The following is a 14776-nucleotide window of genomic DNA, read 5'->3' as shown; positions in this document are numbered from 1 at the left end:
GCCACCAGCAGCGCTATGAAAAAAAGGCAGCCGGGGAGGCTGCCTCTTTCTTTTCCGGGTGCGAACGCTCCGGCAGAGCCGGTAGGGTTACTGCTCGACTTCCACCATTTCGCTGGCTTCGATGATGTCGCCTTCCTGCACGTCATCCCAGTCCAGGTTGATTCCGCACTCCAGGCCCTGACGCACTTCACGCACATCATCCTTGAAACGTTTGAGCCCGGCCACGGTGCCTTCGTACACCACGTCCTTGCCACGGGTCACGCGGGCCTGAGCGCCACGCTTGAACAGGCCGTCGGTCACGTAGGAACCGGCGATGTTGCCGTTCTTGGGGTGGTGAATGATCATGCGGACTTCGGCGCGGCCCAGGTACTGCTCCTCGTACACCGGGTCCTGGTTGCCCTTGATCAGGCGGTCCACCTCGTCGATCATCTCGTAAATGATCCGGTAGCTCTTGAGGTCGATCTCCTTGGTTTCGGCGGCCTTCTTCACGGCGCCACTGGGCACCACGCTGAAGCACAGGATGGTGGCGTCGGCAGTCGAGGCCAGCAGCACGTCACCCTCGGTGGGAGCACCGATGCCGGCCAGCATCACGTTCAGCTTGACCTCGTCGGTCTCCTTCTTCGCCAGAATGCCCTGAATGGCTTCCAGGCTGCCCTGGGTGTCGGCGCGCAGGATCAGGTTGACCGTGTGCACCTCGTTCAGCGGGCCGAGGATGTCGTCCAGGCTCAGCTTGGGCTTCTTGCGGGCTTCTTCTTCCTCACGGCGCTGGTCCTGGCGCTGGGTCACCAGCTCGCGGGCCTCGTGTTCGCCGGGGGCGCTGGCCACCAGTTCACCGCTGCTGGGCGCGTCGCTGAAGCCCAGAATCTGCACCGGGGTGCTGGGGCCGGCTTCCTTGATGCGCTTGCCGGCGCTGTCGGTCATGGCTTTCACCTTGCCGTAGCTTTCGCCCACCACCAGGAAATCACCCACCTTGAGGGTGCCGCCCTGCACCATCACGGTCGCCAGCACGCCGGCCTGCTTGTCCACCCGGCTTTCAATGATCACGCCGCTGAATTCTCCCTTGGGATCGGCCCGCAGGTCTTCAAGTTCGGCAGTCAGTGAAATGTATTCCAGCAGGTCTTCCACGCCTTCACCGGTGCGGGCACTGACCGGCACGGTGATCACGTCACCGCCGTAATCCTCCGGCACCAGGTTGATAGAGGTCAGGTCGGCCTTGACGCGCTCGGGGTCGGCCTGCGGCAGGTCCACCTTGTTGATCGCCACGATCATCGGCACCTTTGCCGCCTGCGCGTGAGCAATAGCTTCGCGGGTCTGGGGCATCAGCGAGTCGTCGGCCGCAATCACGATAATGGCGATATCGGCGACGTTGGCCCCACGGGCGCGGATGGTGGTGAAAGCTTCGTGGCCGGGAGTATCGATAAACACGATCTTGCCGCGGCTGGTCTGGGCTTCAAAAGCCCCCACGTGCTGGGTAATCCCGCCGGCTTCCTTGGCCGCCACCTTACTGGAGCGGATGTAGTCCAGCAGACTGGTCTTGCCGTGGTCCACGTGGCCCATGATGGTGACCACGGGTGCGCGGTGCGGCAGGCCTTCGCGGGCTTCCGCTTCGGCCTGGGCAGCCTGTTCTTCAGCTTCCAGTGCGGCCAGCTCGGCCTGTTCTTCGGGGCTCAGACCGCTTGCCTTCTCAGAAGCAGGTTGATCTGCGGCAGCGCTGGCCTGGGCCGACTGCGGCGTAGCGGCCGTTTCGGTACCGGCAGCACTTTCTTCCGCGACGATGCCTTTGATCAGGTCCACGGTGTCTTCTTCGATGGTGCTGCTCACGCTTTTGTAAGCGACTCCCAGGTCGTCCAGAATACTGAGCATTCTGGCGTTCTCGACCCCGAGTTCTTTCGCGAGGGTATAAATACGAACTTTGGACATTGACTCACCTCCAGGTGAGGGTAAAAAAGAGAAAAAAGGGCGTTCAGCGCATGGCGCGGTCCTCTGAAACAAGGGCGGGGCGCCGGAGAGCGGGGCAGGAGGTCATAGCCGGGCAGGGCCGGAAAGCTGGGAGTGCGGGGCTTCGGTGGCCGGCTGGTCTGCCTGCGCTTGGGTCAGTTGCCCGGCGAGGGCCGGCGCAGCGGCGCCAAAAGTGCGGCGCAGTTTCTTCTCATTCCAGCAGGCCGGGTTATCCGCGCACAGGTAAAAGCCGCGTCCGGGGAGCCGGCGGGCGCCGGGGCCGGTCAGCTCCCAGCCGCCGCCAGTTTTCCGGGTCAGCCGCAGCAGTTCCGCCTGTGGGCGGGTGCGGCGGCAGGCCACGCAGGTTCGCTGCGGCGCTGCACTTCCCTGTTCGGCTGGTCCGGCTGGCCCTTGCGGTTTCACTGGCTCTGGTCACCTGCCTGATTCGTTTGGGCCTGGTCCGTCTGGGCCTGGTCTGCCGTCTCGTCGCCGGCGTCTGCCGGGGCGCTGCCAGCAAACAGGGCGTCGAACGCAGCGGCGCCCTTGCTGTCGGCCTTGCTGCCCTCTTCTTCCATTGCCTGCTTCATGGCGGCGTCCAGGTCGCTGACGGCGGCCGTTTCGCGCAGGTCAATCTTCTGGCCGGTCAGCTTGGCGGCCAGGCGCACGTTCTGCCCGCCCTTACCGATTGCCAGCGACAGCTGATCCGGGGTCACGGTCACGGTAGCGGTTCCGGTTTCCTCGTCCAGTTCGATGGGGCCGACCTTGGCCGGGCTCAGGGCGTTGCGGATAAATTCGCGCTGGTCGTCGTCCCACAGGATCACGTCCACGCGCTCGCGGCCCAGTTCGCCAGTCACGGCCTGAATACGGCCGCCGCGGTGCCCGATGCAGGCGCCTATAGGGTCCACGTTGGAATTGTTGGAATACACCGCCACCTTGGAACGCTGCCCGGCTTCGCGGCTGACCGCTTTGATTTCCACCACGCCGTTTTGCACTTCGGGGATTTCCTGCCGCAGCAGGTAGTCCAGCAAGCGTTCGTCGGCGCGGCTGGCCAGGATGGTCGGGCCCTTAGGAGTCTTGCGCACTTCCTTGAGGTAGATCTTGACGCGGTTGCCGGGGGTCAGCTTCTCGCCGGGAATCTGCTCGCGGGGTGGCATGATCGCCTCGCCGGCGCCCAGTTCCACGAACCAGTTGCCTTTATTGTCGCTGCGCACCACCTGAGCGGTCAGCACCTGGCCTTCGCGGTCCTTGTACTCGTTGTAGACCACGTTGCGCTCGGTTTCGCGCATCTTCTGGGTCAGGGTCTGCTTGGCGGCCTGCAGGGCGATGCGGGAGAATTCCTCGCGCTCCACCGGGAACTCCATTTCCATGCCAACTTCCACGCCGGGGTCCAGCTCCAGCGCTTCGGCCAGCGAGATCTGCATATTCTCGTCCTCGACCTTTTCCACCACTTCTTTGATGATCAGCACTTCCAGATCACCGTTTTGGGGGTCCAGGTGAACCTCAACCCGTTTTTCGGCGTCGATGTTGCGCTTGTAGGCCAGAGCCAGCGATTCCTCGAAAGCTTCGATCAGTTGTATTTCGTTGATATTGCGTTGCTGCGCCACTTCACGCAGCGCGTCCGCAAAATTGATGTCCTGTGACATGAGTCCTCCTCTTGTCTGTAGGTGCCCTGGTTCCCTGTTGTTGCCTAGGGCCGCCAGAGCCGGGACCGGCGGGCCTCAGCCGAAGCCGCCGGGGAAGTCAGCTCAGCGGTGTTCGCTGGGGAATTCGGCCAGGTTGGCCTTGATCTCTGCAATGCGCAGGGTCAGGTCGCCCTGGCCCGGCACATCAAAGGTCACTTCCTCGCCGTTCACGGCCTTGATCGGCGCCGTAAAAGCATGCTTGCCGCCGCGCACTTTGGCCTTGAGGCCCAGCATCCGCTCGAAATGACGGGTGCGCAGCAGCGGCCGCTTGGCACCGGGCGATTCGATTTCCAGGCGGTATTCGCCCCCGATAGGATCGGCCTCGTCCAGCCAGTTGCTCAGGCGGCGGGTGGCCTGTTCGATGTCGTCTACCGTGACCGGCTGTTCGTCCATCCGGTCAAGGCGCACCAGCAGCACCGGGCGCCCGGACGCGTTTTGCATCTGGACTTCCAGCAGTTCGTATTCCTCGCCGAGCTGCTGGGCTATTTGGTTGTTCAGGTCTGAGTTGTTATTCATATGTCCGGCCCACTTGGGCCGCGCTCACCTCCTCCAAGAAAAAAGGTGGGCTCCTTCGCCCGCCTCCCGTTCGAGGCTTGAGACCTCAGTATAACAGGCCCGGCCTCTGCCGCCAAAAAGAGCGGTCTACACCCCATTTCCGGCGTTTTGCCTCTTTCGCCGCTCAGCCCTCGCTGCTCAGCGGCGGCATGGCCGAGAAGGCCGGTGAGATGACGATCCGGTCTTCTTGAATGCGGGCCAGTTCAGCTTCGGCGGGGGCTTCCAGCCGGCGCATGGTACTCAGCGAGCTGCCCTCGGGCGAGCGGGCCAGAGCGTCTGCGATTCGGATCTGGGCGCTGGCAATCGGCCGCGCCCAGACGATGGCCGAGGTGTTGCCGTACGCGCCGGCGTGGGCCACCCCGCGCAGGGCGCCCATCACGATGATGTCGCCGCCCGCCACGATTTCCACACCCGGGTTCACGTCGCCCAGCACCACCACGCTGCCGCCGTATTCGCGCCGGAATCCCGAGCGCAGCGAGTGCGGCAGGATCACGGTGCGGTTGGGGTCGTCGGACGCGGTGGCCGGGCTTTCCTCGCGGGCGCGGTCTACTTCGGGCGTGACCGGGGCGGCCGGAGCCGCCACCGACACCCGCGGGGCGCGGACCCGGTTGACCCGCCCGCCGGATAAGGCCACTACGCTGATGGCGTCGGCCACGGCGTCAGGGGCCGTGTCGCCCTGAATTTCCAGGGTCACGTTGACCCGCGCCAGATTCTGACTTTCCAGGGCACGCCGGACCCCGGCTCCCGTGTCTCCCGGTTCCAAGGTCACCATCAGGCCGCCGTGCGTTTCTCGCTGCTTCACCCTGTCATCTTAATGCAGAGACCTGACGCTGCCAGACCTGCGGCCTGCCCAGTCAGCAAAACAGCCAGCAACCGGCGCCCTGCGCTCAGCTGTCCGACTGAAGCAGCAAGACCACCGCCAGCCCCACCGCCGCGCCCAGGGCCGTTTCGCCGGCGCGGGCGGTCAGCAGCGGCAAAGACGCGCTGGGATGGGCCAGCTGTGACATCAGCAGCGCCAGCGGTGTGATGAACAGCAGCGCCAGGCCGTAGTTGCGCGCAATGTAGATTTCCGCCATGAACTGCAGCAGCACGATCAAACCCGCCATCTGCCAGGGGTGCAGCGGCAGGGCCAGCAGCAGACCGGTGATTCCCACCCCACCCAGGGTGCCGAAGATGCGGTGCAGGCTGCGCTGCACCCGGGCCTGGTGGCCCAGCACGCCCACCGGGGCGGCCGCCGCGACCATCGCCCAGTCGGTGTGGTGCAGGCCCAGCCGCAGGCTCAAGGCGCCGGCCAGACCCACAGCCAGCAGGTGGCGCAGGCCATAGCGCCCCAGTTCCGCGCTGCTCAGTGAGGCGGGCAGGGCCGGCGCCAGTTCCTCCGGACGCCGCCGCCCCGACACGTGGGCTCCCAGCCAGCCGAGGGCCACGCTCAGGCTGGCCGAAGCCAGCGCCACGCCGGTGCCCAGCAGGTAGCTCGGCGGGTGCGCCACGCTGGCCACCACCGCCAGCGCAAACACGAAAAAAAGAGCGCCAGCCGGCCGCAGTCCCAGCCGCGCGCCCAGCACTGCCGTGACCAGACTGACCACCGCCGTAACCGCCACCGTCACCCCGCCGCCCAGCCCGCTGTGGGCCAGCAGCAGGCCCAAGGCCACGCAGCTGCATAGCAGAGCCGCCGCCTGCGCCTGATGGACCAGCCGCGACCGCTGTGGCTCATGCCGGCCGTAAATGCCGGTAAAGGCTCCGAATGCGGCATACACCGACAGGTCCAGCCGGTTCAGCGCCAGCAGCAGCAACAACGGCAGGGCCACCCCCAGGGCAATCCGGGTGGCCGGCCAGTGGTCACGCCGGGCCGGGGCCACCCTCAGTAAATCGCGGGTCAACATCTCTTTCCAGGGTACGCTTCTCGCCGCGCGGCGGCCAAATAAGGCACGAAAAAGCCCCCGGCCGGAAAAGGCCAGGGGCAGGGGCAATCAGGCCAGAACTTACTTGATGCTCAGTTCCCAGCGCAGGTGGGTGGCCATCTTCATCAGGTGAGCCGGAATGCCGGTCATCGCCACGCGGTAGTCGCCGGGCAGGTTGATGGCGCCCACGGCCATCAGGCCGCCCAGGCTGACAAATTCACCCAGGCTGTGGGGTTCGTAAGGCTCAGCAGCTTCGCCATGCGAGAGGCGCATCAGGTTCATGGCGGTGTGGCGGCCTTCCTGACCAGCGTGCTGCGCGGTGGAAGGAATCGGGGCACCGTCGCTGGCGTTGGCCGCAGCCATATCACCAATCACGAACACGCCGGGGTAGTTGACGGCCTGTAGGGTCTGGTCCACCTTGATGCGGTTACCAGGGCCACCCACGATGTTTTCGCCGCGAATCAGGTTGCGGGCGCGGATACCGCCGGTCCAGACGATCTTGCCGCCTTCGATCTGACGGCGTTCGCCGGCCTGGTTTTCTACCGTCACGCTGCCGGCGGCCGCTTCCACGATCTTGTGGCTGGTCAGAATTTCGACGTGGTAGTCGCGCAGCACGTCAATAGCACGTTCACGCAGCTTGGCGTCCACGGTGGGCAGTACGGTCGGGCCGGCTTCCACCAGGTACAGTTTCAGGCGGGGCAGGCCGGTGCGGTAGCTGAGTTCCTCGGAACGCTGCGCCAGCTCGGTGATCAGCTCGGTGCCGGTCAGGCCCGCGCCGCCAATCACCACGTCACGGCTGCCGGTAAAACCGGGTTCAAAGGCCTTATTGACCCAGTCGTAGATCTTCTCGGCGTCTTCAATTTCCTTGAGCACATCGGCCGTTTCCTGCAGGCCCTTGATGCCGTAGAAGTTGGTTTCCGAACCCATCGACACCACCAGGTTGTCGTATTCCAGCACGCGGCCGTCCTTGAGGTGCACGGACTTGGTGTCCAGGTCCACGTGCTCCACGCTGGCCTGTTCGTATTCCACACCAGTGCCGTGCAGCAGCGGCTGAATCGGGGTGGTCACGGTGCGGCCGTGTGCAGCCGCTTCGTGCAGCAGGGTGTAATAGGTGTGGTAAGGACGCTGATCAATCAGCAGGGTGTCCATCTCTGCAGTAGGTTTCAGGGCGGTGGCGGTCGCCATACCGCCGTAGCCGGCGCCCAGGATAATGGTCTTCATGGTCTGTCTCCTCCAAAATGCGGTGGCAAATATCAGTGTGATGGGACGTGGGGGGAAAGCTGCTCGGGCCTTGGCCCTGCGGCCAATTACAGCAGTGTAGTTGTCCAGACTACCCAGTGCAACCGCTGCCGCAAGCAGCGCTATAACCCCCACATCTTACCTCAAGGTCAGCAGTTCTGCGCTCCCCCGGGCGGGGGCCGGGCGTCAGCCTTCCTTCATGGTGCCGGGCCCGGTCAGCCTGGACTTCGCTGCCACAACAAGCCCAGAAACAGCTGCGCTTTTCTGGCCCAGCCAGTAGAAACAAACGCAGCCAACAGGAACGCAGCCAGCAAAAAGAAGTGGGGCGGCTGGGCGAGGCCCAGGTCTTCCCACTCCTTTTGTTTGTCCTCTTATCTTCTCTTCTTTTTGTCTTTTGGCAGCTTGGCAGCCAGGCTTCAGTACTGGCGGCCGAACAGCAGGCGCTTGCCGTAAGCGGCCGGCCGACCGGTATGCACGCACACGCCGCCTTCTTCACGCTCGCCAAAGAACTCGGCGTCGTCAAACGGCACGTTGCGGGCAGTGGCCTTGGTGTCTTCCTTAATCTGGCGCTCGGATTCGGGGTCGCCGCAGTGAAAGGCGCGGACCCACTTGCCGGCCTCGATGGCCGCCTTGAATTCGTCGTAGGTGTCTACGGTGACGGTGTTTTCCAGCATGAAGTTCTTGGCCCGCTCGTAGAGGTAGTGCTGAATGCCGTCCAGGCGGGCGTCCATGCCGGCCAGAGCGTCTACCCGGCCCAGGGTTTCCTTTTCCTCGCTGGTGCGGTTCTTGACCACCAGCTGCCCGGCTTCCAGGTCGCGGGGGCCCAATTCGATGCGCACCGGCACACCCTTGAGTTCCCAGTCATTGTACTTGAAGCCGTTGGTGAGGCCTTCGCGGTCATCCACCTTCACACGGATGCCCTCGCGCTGCAATTCCTGCGCCAGCTTGCGGGCTTCTTCCACCATCCGGGCAAAGTCATCCTTGCGGCCCACCGGCACGATCACCACCTGATAAGGCGCAATATTGGGCGGCATGATCAGCCCGAAGTCGTCACCGTGGGTCATGATCAGCGCGCCGATGATGCGGCTGCTGAGACCCCAGGAGGTGGTGTAGGCAAATTCCTCGCGCTGTTCGGCAGTCTGGAATTTGACCTCGAAGGCGCGGCTGAAGTTCTGGCCCAGGTAGTGACTGGTGCCGGACTGCAGCGCCTTGCCGTCGCGCATCATGCCCTCGATGGAATAGGTGTTCTCGGCGCCGGCAAAGCGCTCGGTGACGGTCTTTTCGCCGCGCACCACCGGCAGCGCCAGTACGTCACGGCAAAAGGCGTGGTATTCGTCCAGCTGCTGGCGCACCTCGGCGCGGGCTTCGGCCTCAGTGGTGTGGGCGGTGTGGCCTTCTTGCCAGAAGAACTCGGACGTGCGCAGAAAAGGCTTGGTGCGCAGCTCGGCGCGGAACACGCTGCCCCACTGGTTGTGCAGAAAGGGCAGGTCGCGGTAGGAGTTCAGCCAGCCGGACCACATGTGCCCGATGATGGTTTCGGAGGTGGGGCGCATCACGTAAGGCTCGGCCAGTTCCTCGGTGCCGATCTTGCTCACGGTAAACAGCTCCGGCGCAAAGCCCTCGACGTGATCAGCCTCTTTCATGATGAAGCCCATCGGAATCAGGGTAGGAAACAGCAGATTTTGGTGCCCAGTGGCCTTGAAGCGGTCGTCCAGATCGCGCTGGATGCGCTCCCAAAGTGCCGTGCCGTAAGGCTTGACCACCATGGCGCCCGCCACCGGGGAATGATCGGCCAGGTCGGCCTTTTTCACGACCTCGTTGTACCAGTCGTTAAAGTCTGTACTCTGGGGCGTCACGCCGTACTGCTGCGCCTTTTTGTCCTGCCTGTTCTTGTCCTGCTTGCCATCTTGTGTCATCCGCTTCAGGATAACCGGCTCCGGCCGCTGCCGCAGCGCGCCCAGCCCTCCCCCGCCCCTAAGCCGCTCCATCTGGCCTTTATCTTTACAAGCATGCTGGCCTGTGTTACTCTTCTTTCCGCTGGCCTGAGCAGAGGCCATCCGCACATCTGGCGCTGTAGCCAAGTGGTAAGGCAGAGCTCTGCAAAAGCTCCACCACCGGTTCGAGTCCGGTCAGCGCCTCCAAACTTTTACCCGGTCTGAACCTTTCAGATATAGTTCCGTAGCTCAGGGGTAGAGCACTACCTTGACACGGTAGGGGTCAGCGGTTCAAATCCGCTCGGAACTACCAACGTAAGAAGCCCGCCGCAAGGCGGGTTTTTCTTTTGTATTGCGCCACCCAGCGGCTGGGCCGTCTGCATTGGCACAAAAAGACAGCAGGCTAAGGCGCTGTAACTGGGCAAATTTGTTCCCGGCAGCTCTGGGCCTTTTCTATGCTTTAGATGTGCGTAAATATCTAGCTGCGTTAGCCTTTGCTGCCCTGACCACCGCCTCCGCAGCGGGTCAGATTCCTGGTCAGCCGATCTACTATTTTCCAGGCCGGGATGCCATGACCGATGCGAATCAGAGTTCTCTCGCCATTGCCGAGGTCAACGATACCGGAGCCAATACGTTTGTCGGCGTCTTCTGTGATGGAAAGGGCGGATATGACATCCTCCTCAAAACCAAAAATCCGCTCATGACCAAGAATGACTTGGACCTGGACCGCTCCCCGAAGGTCATGTACCGCATTGACGCCGAGACTCCCAAAACTGTCTCAACGAAGACAGCTACCCTGAAAAACGCACCTGACCTGACAGCGGTCTGGTTTACCGAACAGGCCGAAAAGGAAATCTACCGGGCCTTCGTGAGGGGACGGTCTAAAGTCACCATGCGGGTGCTGCGGGACGGTATGGCGCCGCTGGACTATGTCTTCACAGCCAAGGGATTTCTCGCCGGGATGGAAAAGATCGGCAACTGCCGCTGAGTTGACACCCCGCGCCGTCTCCTCCACCGGGCCGCTCTCAGAACACCTGCGCTAGACTCGCTTCCGAACGCGCAGCACACGTCCTTGTTCTTCTGAAAGGCCCCCTTCCCGTGACGACGCCCGTGTCCCCACACCCTTCCACCTTTGCCCGCGCCAGAGCGCTGATTTCGGCCAGTGCCCTGCACCAGAACCTGCGCTTTTTGAGCGAGAAGGCCGGCGTGCCGCTCCTATGGCCGATGAAGGCCAACGCCTACGGCCACGGAATAGACGTGGTGGCCCCGGTGGCTGCCGAGTCGGAAGCGGTGTGGGGCATGGCGGTGGCGACCCCGGCCGAGGCGCTGGAGCTGACCGAGCAGCTGCGCGGCCTGAACTGCCCCAAGCCGGTGATGATCTTCGGGGCGTCCTTCCCGGACGAGTGGCCTGCGCTAGTGGCGGCCGGCGTGCACCTGACCATCAGCACCCTGGCCGAAGCCGAGGCGCTGCCGGAGGGCGCCCAGGCCCACCTGAAGGTCAACACCGGCATGAACCGCCTGGGCGCGAGCCCCGCCGACGCTGTAGCGGTTGGGCGGCGGCTGGAAGAACGCGAGCTGCTGGCCGGCGTCTTTTCTCACTTCACCGAGGCCGAGGAACCCGACCAGACCCTCTCACGCCAGCAATTCCAGACTTTTCAGGCGGTGGCGCAGCACTTTCCAGAGGTCAGACACCACATGGGCAACTCGGCGGCGGTGCTGAATCTGGGGCCCCTGCCGGGCATGGCGCTGGCCCGCCCCGGCCTGAGCGCCTATGGCGTCATGCCGCCGAGCGGCGCGCCAGGGCTGACCCCAGCCATGACCTTGCAGGCACGCATTACCTATCTGCACACGGCCGCCGCCGGCGAGCGGGTCAGTTACAACGGCCTGAGTACCCTGGACCGCGACAGCCTGATCGCCACCGTAGCTATCGGCTACGCAGACGGCTACCCGCGCCGCGCCACCGGGCAAGCCGAAGTCCTGATCGGCGGCGAGCGGCGCCCGGTACTGGGCCGGGTCTGCATGGATCAATTGATGGTGGACGCCACTGGGCTGGACCTGCGCGCCGGCGACTGGGTGACTCTCTGGGGCCGTGACGCGGGCGGGCAGGAGCTTCACATCTCAGAAGTGGCGCGCTGGAGCGAGATGGCCGAATATGAGATCTTCACCCGCCTGAGCACCCGGATTCAGCGGGTCGCGGCGCCCTGAGGCCCGCCCGGCGCGGCAGAATATCAGCCATGACTGAACTTTCTGCCGGCCAGCCCTACGCCGCACCTCTGCGCTGGACCTCCGGGGACCCCGCAGCTGCCGCACATATCCTGCAGGCCACCGCCCGCAGCGTGCTGGACCGCGGCCACGAGGAGCTGTGGCCGCCCGACACCCTGACGGTAGACGCCCTGGCACAGGACTACCCCGCCGCAGGCTGGCAGGTGGCCTGGCAGGGCGAGCAGCCGGTGGGCTGCTTTGTGCTGATGAACCCCGACCCGGTGTTCTGGGCCGAAAAGCCGGCCGGCGAGGCACTGTACCTGCACAAGCTGGCGGTGCACCCGGCCGCCCAGGGCCAGGGCCTGAGCTTGCTGCTGCTGCGCCGCGCCGAGGAGCTGACCCGTGAGGCGCAGCGGCGCTGGCTGCGGCTGGACACCGACGTGACCCGGCCAGGCCTGCAGGCCATTTACACCAGCTTCGGGTTCGAGACGGTGGACCGGCAGCAGGTGATGACCTTCGAGGTGTTCCGGTATCAGAAGGAAGTCTGAGCCGTCTGGCCCGACGCTCAGCCGCTTCAGCGCCGCCCAGACTCACTTCTATTCCCAGCCACAGAAGAATCAGTTCTCTGCTTATTAAATTTGACAAAGCTGCACTCAGGTTTTATACTTTGAGAACATTGAGCGAAGACTACATTCCCACCTTTGTGGAGGTGACCGAATCTTGAATCCTGAACGATTTACCAAAAGTGCCACCCAGGCCATCGCGGCCGCGCAGGAACTGGCGCAGCAGAACGGACAGCAGACGCTGACCCCCGCGCACCTGATGCGGTCCCTGCTGGACAACGACACCGCCGCCCATGCCCTGACCCTGGCCGGTGCCGACCTGACCGCGCTGCAGGGCAGCCTGGACGCGGCCCTGGCCAAACTGCCCCGCGTGCAGGGCGGCGGTGGGCAACTGTACATGGACAACGCCCTGCAGCGGGCCTTCCAGAAAGCCGAAACGCTGGCCGAGCAGCAGAACGACTCCTTCGTGGCAGCCGACGTTCTGCTGCTGGCGGTCCGCGGCGAACTGAATGACCGCAACCTTCCCGGCGAGGCCGAGCTGAACCGGGCCATCACCGAACAGCGAAAGGGGAAAAACGTGACCGATAAAACTTCCGAGGCGCAGTTTGATGCGCTGAACAAATACGGCACCGATCTGACGGCGCGCGCCCGGGACGGCGAATTCGATCCCGTGATTGGCCGCGACGAAGAAATCCGCCGTACTATGCAGATTCTTCTGAGGCGCACCAAGAACAACCCGGTGCTGATCGGGGAACCCGGCGTCGGCAAGACGGCCATCGTCGAGGGCCTCGCCATGCGGATCGTGAGCGGCGACGTGCCTGAAGGCCTCAAAGACAAGCGCATCGTGAGCCTGGAAATGGGCAGCCTGCTGGCCGGCGCCAAGTTCCGCGGCGAGTTCGAAGAACGCCTCAAGGGCGTTATCGATGAAGTGGTGCAGTCGGCCGGACAGATCATTCTGTTCGTGGACGAAATCCACACCATCGTGGGTGCCGGCAAGACCGAAGGCAGCCCCGACGCCGGCAACATGCTCAAGCCGGCCCTGGCGCGCGGCGAACTGCACCTGATCGGGGCCACCACCCTGGACGAATACCGCGAGATCGAAAAGGACCCGGCGCTAGAACGCCGTTTCCAGCCGGTGTTCGTGGATGAGCCGACCGTGGAAGACACCATTTCCATCCTGCGCGGGATCAAGGAACGCTATCAGGTGCACCACAACGTGGAAATCACCGACCCGGCGCTGGTGGCGGCCGCACAGCTCTCGAACCGCTATATCACCGACCGGCAGCTACCTGACAAAGCGATTGACCTGATCGACGAATCGGCGGCCCGGCTGCGTATGGCGCTGGAATCCAGCCCCGAGCGGATTGACCAGTTGCAGCGCCGCAAGTTGCAGCTGGAAATTGAGCGCGAAGCCCTGAAAAAGGAAAAGGACCAGGACAGCATTGCCCGCCTGGCCGACATTGACGACAACCTGCGTGTTCTGACCGACGAACTGGCCGAAGTGCGCAGCCGCTGGGAAGCCGAGCGGGGCGAAGTCTCCGAACTGCGCCAGAAGCGTGAAGCGCTGGACGCCGTCCGCACCGAAATCGAAAAGGCCCGGCGCGACTACGACCTGCAAAAGGCCGCCGAGCTGGAATACGGCCGGCTGCCGCAGCTGGAAAAAGAAGTGCAGGCGCTGGAGCAAAAGCTCAAGGGCGCCGAGTTCGCCCACACCCAGGTGACCGAGGAAGACGTGGCGCAGGTGGTCAGCCGCTGGACCGGGATTCCGGTCAGCAAGCTGATGGAAGGCGAGCGCGAAAAGCTGCTGCGGCTGGAAGGCGAGCTGCACAAGCGCGTGATCGGGCAGGAACGGGCCATCGAATCAGTGGCCGACACCATCCGCCGCGCCCGCGCCGGCCTGAACGACCCCAACCGCCCGCTGGGCAGCTTCATGTTCCTGGGCCCGACCGGCGTCGGCAAGACCGAGCTGGCCAAGGCGCTGGCCGAGTTCCTGTTCGATTCCAGCGAAGCGATGGTGCGCATTGACATGTCCGAGTACATGGAGAAACACACCGTGGCCCGCCTCATCGGGGCCCCTCCCGGATACGTGGGCTATGAGGAAGGCGGCCAGCTGACCGAAGCCGTGCGCCGCCGCCCCTACAGCGTGATTCTGCTGGACGAAATCGAAAAGGCACACCCCGACGTATTCAACGTGCTGTTGCAGGTGCTGGACGACGGCCGCCTGACCGACGGACAGGGCCGCACGGTGGATTTCCGCAACACCCTGATTATTCTGACCAGCAACATCGGCAGCCGGCTGATTCTGGAAATGCAGGCCCAGAACCAGCCGGCAGACGACATTCGCGAGGCGGTGCTGACCGAGCTGCGCGAGCACTTCCGCCCCGAGTTCCTCAACCGGGTGGACGACATCATCGTCTTTGACGCCCTGACCGCCGACAACCTACGGCAGATCGTGGATATTCAGCTGGGCGGCCTGCGCCAGCGCCTGGCCGAGCGCCGGGTAGCGCTGCACCTGACGGACGCCGCCAAGGACCAGCTGGCTTCCGTGGGCTACGATCCGGCCTTCGGTGCGCGGCCGCTGAAGCGCGCCATCAGCCGCGAGATCGAGACGCCGCTGGCCCGCCGCATCCTCAGCGGCGAGGTGCCGGACAACTCGGTGCTGAACGTGGACTATCAGAACGGCAACTTCACTTTCGGCAGCGGCAGCCTGAACTGATAACGGGCTGGAAAGAAAAAGGCTGGGGCTTAGGCTCCAGCCTTTT

General features: G+C 64.1%; 12 protein-coding genes and 2 tRNA genes. 6 read left to right on the top strand and 8 right to left on the bottom strand.

The window, feature by feature from the left end; translation table 11 throughout:
* Positions 1-87: 87 nt before the first annotated feature.
* From infB to proS, 8 genes are all read right to left on the bottom strand, one after another.
* Positions 88-1920 (bottom strand): translation initiation factor IF-2, encoded by a 1833-nt coding sequence (gene infB / locus OCI36_RS03150; protein ID WP_261663630.1) that lies wholly within the window; start codon positions 1918-1920, stop codon positions 88-90.
* Between the two features lie 102 nt (positions 1921-2022).
* A complete protein-coding gene (locus OCI36_RS03145) occupies positions 2023-2361 on the bottom strand; it encodes a YlxR family protein (RefSeq protein WP_261663629.1) in 339 nt (112 codons plus the stop codon).
* Complete coding sequence (gene nusA, locus OCI36_RS03140; protein WP_261663628.1) at positions 2358-3581, bottom strand: transcription termination factor NusA; 1224 nt, start codon at positions 3579-3581, stop codon at positions 2358-2360. Before nusA ends, OCI36_RS03145 begins: the two co-directional genes overlap by 4 nt.
* Before the next feature lie 102 nt (positions 3582-3683).
* On the bottom strand, positions 3684-4136 hold the full coding sequence (rimP, locus tag OCI36_RS03135; RefSeq protein ID WP_261663627.1) for a ribosome maturation factor RimP: 453 nt from the start codon (positions 4134-4136) through the stop codon (positions 3684-3686).
* 163 nt (positions 4137-4299) lie between these two features.
* The gene (locus OCI36_RS03130) at positions 4300-4977 is read right to left on the bottom strand and encodes a septum site-determining protein MinC (protein ID WP_261663625.1); all 678 of its coding nucleotides are present in this window, start codon (positions 4975-4977) and stop codon (positions 4300-4302) included.
* An 85-nt stretch (positions 4978-5062) separates the two neighbouring features.
* Positions 5063-6058, bottom strand: a complete 996-nt coding sequence (locus OCI36_RS03125) for an FUSC family protein (protein WP_261663623.1) — start codon at positions 6056-6058, stop codon at positions 5063-5065.
* Between the two features lie 99 nt (positions 6059-6157).
* Positions 6158-7297 carry an NAD(P)/FAD-dependent oxidoreductase gene (locus tag OCI36_RS03120; RefSeq protein ID WP_261663621.1) on the bottom strand — a complete coding sequence of 380 codons (1140 nt, stop codon included), beginning with the start codon at positions 7295-7297 and terminating at the stop codon, positions 6158-6160.
* A gap of 434 nt (positions 7298-7731) precedes the next feature.
* The gene (gene proS / locus OCI36_RS03115) at positions 7732-9231 is read right to left on the bottom strand and encodes a proline--tRNA ligase (RefSeq protein WP_261663620.1); all 1500 of its coding nucleotides are present in this window, start codon (positions 9229-9231) and stop codon (positions 7732-7734) included.
* A gap of 151 nt (positions 9232-9382) precedes the next feature.
* Between proS and OCI36_RS03110 the strand changes: the two genes are divergently transcribed.
* From OCI36_RS03110 to clpB, 6 genes are all read left to right on the top strand, one after another.
* Positions 9383-9456 (top strand) — tRNA-Cys (locus OCI36_RS03110).
* Between the two features lie 31 nt (positions 9457-9487).
* Positions 9488-9562, top strand: a tRNA-Val gene (locus tag OCI36_RS03105).
* A gap of 153 nt (positions 9563-9715) precedes the next feature.
* The gene (locus OCI36_RS03100; RefSeq protein ID WP_261663619.1) at positions 9716-10237 is read left to right on the top strand and encodes a hypothetical protein; all 522 of its coding nucleotides are present in this window, start codon (positions 9716-9718) and stop codon (positions 10235-10237) included.
* A gap of 110 nt (positions 10238-10347) precedes the next feature.
* Complete coding sequence (gene alr, locus OCI36_RS03095; protein WP_261663618.1) at positions 10348-11454, top strand: alanine racemase; 1107 nt, start codon at positions 10348-10350, stop codon at positions 11452-11454.
* 29 nt (positions 11455-11483) lie between these two features.
* Positions 11484-11999 (top strand): GNAT family N-acetyltransferase, encoded by a 516-nt coding sequence (locus tag OCI36_RS03090; RefSeq protein WP_261663617.1) that lies wholly within the window; start codon positions 11484-11486, stop codon positions 11997-11999.
* A gap of 172 nt (positions 12000-12171) precedes the next feature.
* Complete coding sequence (clpB, locus tag OCI36_RS03085) at positions 12172-14730, top strand: ATP-dependent chaperone ClpB (RefSeq protein ID WP_261663616.1); 2559 nt, start codon at positions 12172-12174, stop codon at positions 14728-14730.
* The last annotated feature ends 46 nt before the right edge of the window (positions 14731-14776 follow it).

Source organism: Deinococcus sp. Marseille-Q6407 (genome assembly GCF_946848805.1).
Lineage (GTDB): Bacteria > Deinococcota > Deinococci > Deinococcales > Deinococcaceae > Deinococcus.
The sequence above is the reverse complement of the archived record's forward strand: the minus strand, read 5'-3'. Positions and strand labels throughout refer to the sequence as shown.

Coding starts and splice junctions, on each gene's coding strand:
- infB (WP_261663630.1), bottom strand. CDS start 1,920: ATGTCCAAAGTTCGTATTTATACCCTCGCGAAAGAACTCGGGGTCGAG.
- nusA (WP_261663628.1), bottom strand. CDS start 3,581: ATGTCACAGGACATCAATTTTGCGGACGCGCTGCGTGAAGTGGCGCAG.
- rimP (WP_261663627.1), bottom strand. CDS start 4,136: ATGAATAACAACTCAGACCTGAACAACCAAATAGCCCAGCAGCTCGGC.
- OCI36_RS03125 (WP_261663623.1), bottom strand. CDS start 6,058: ATGTTGACCCGCGATTTACTGAGGGTGGCCCCGGCCCGGCGTGACCAC.
- OCI36_RS03120 (WP_261663621.1), bottom strand. CDS start 7,297: ATGAAGACCATTATCCTGGGCGCCGGCTACGGCGGTATGGCGACCGCC.
- proS (WP_261663620.1), bottom strand. CDS start 9,231: ATGACACAAGATGGCAAGCAGGACAAGAACAGGCAGGACAAAAAGGCG.
- OCI36_RS03090 (WP_261663617.1), top strand. CDS start 11,484: ATGACTGAACTTTCTGCCGGCCAGCCCTACGCCGCACCTCTGCGCTGG.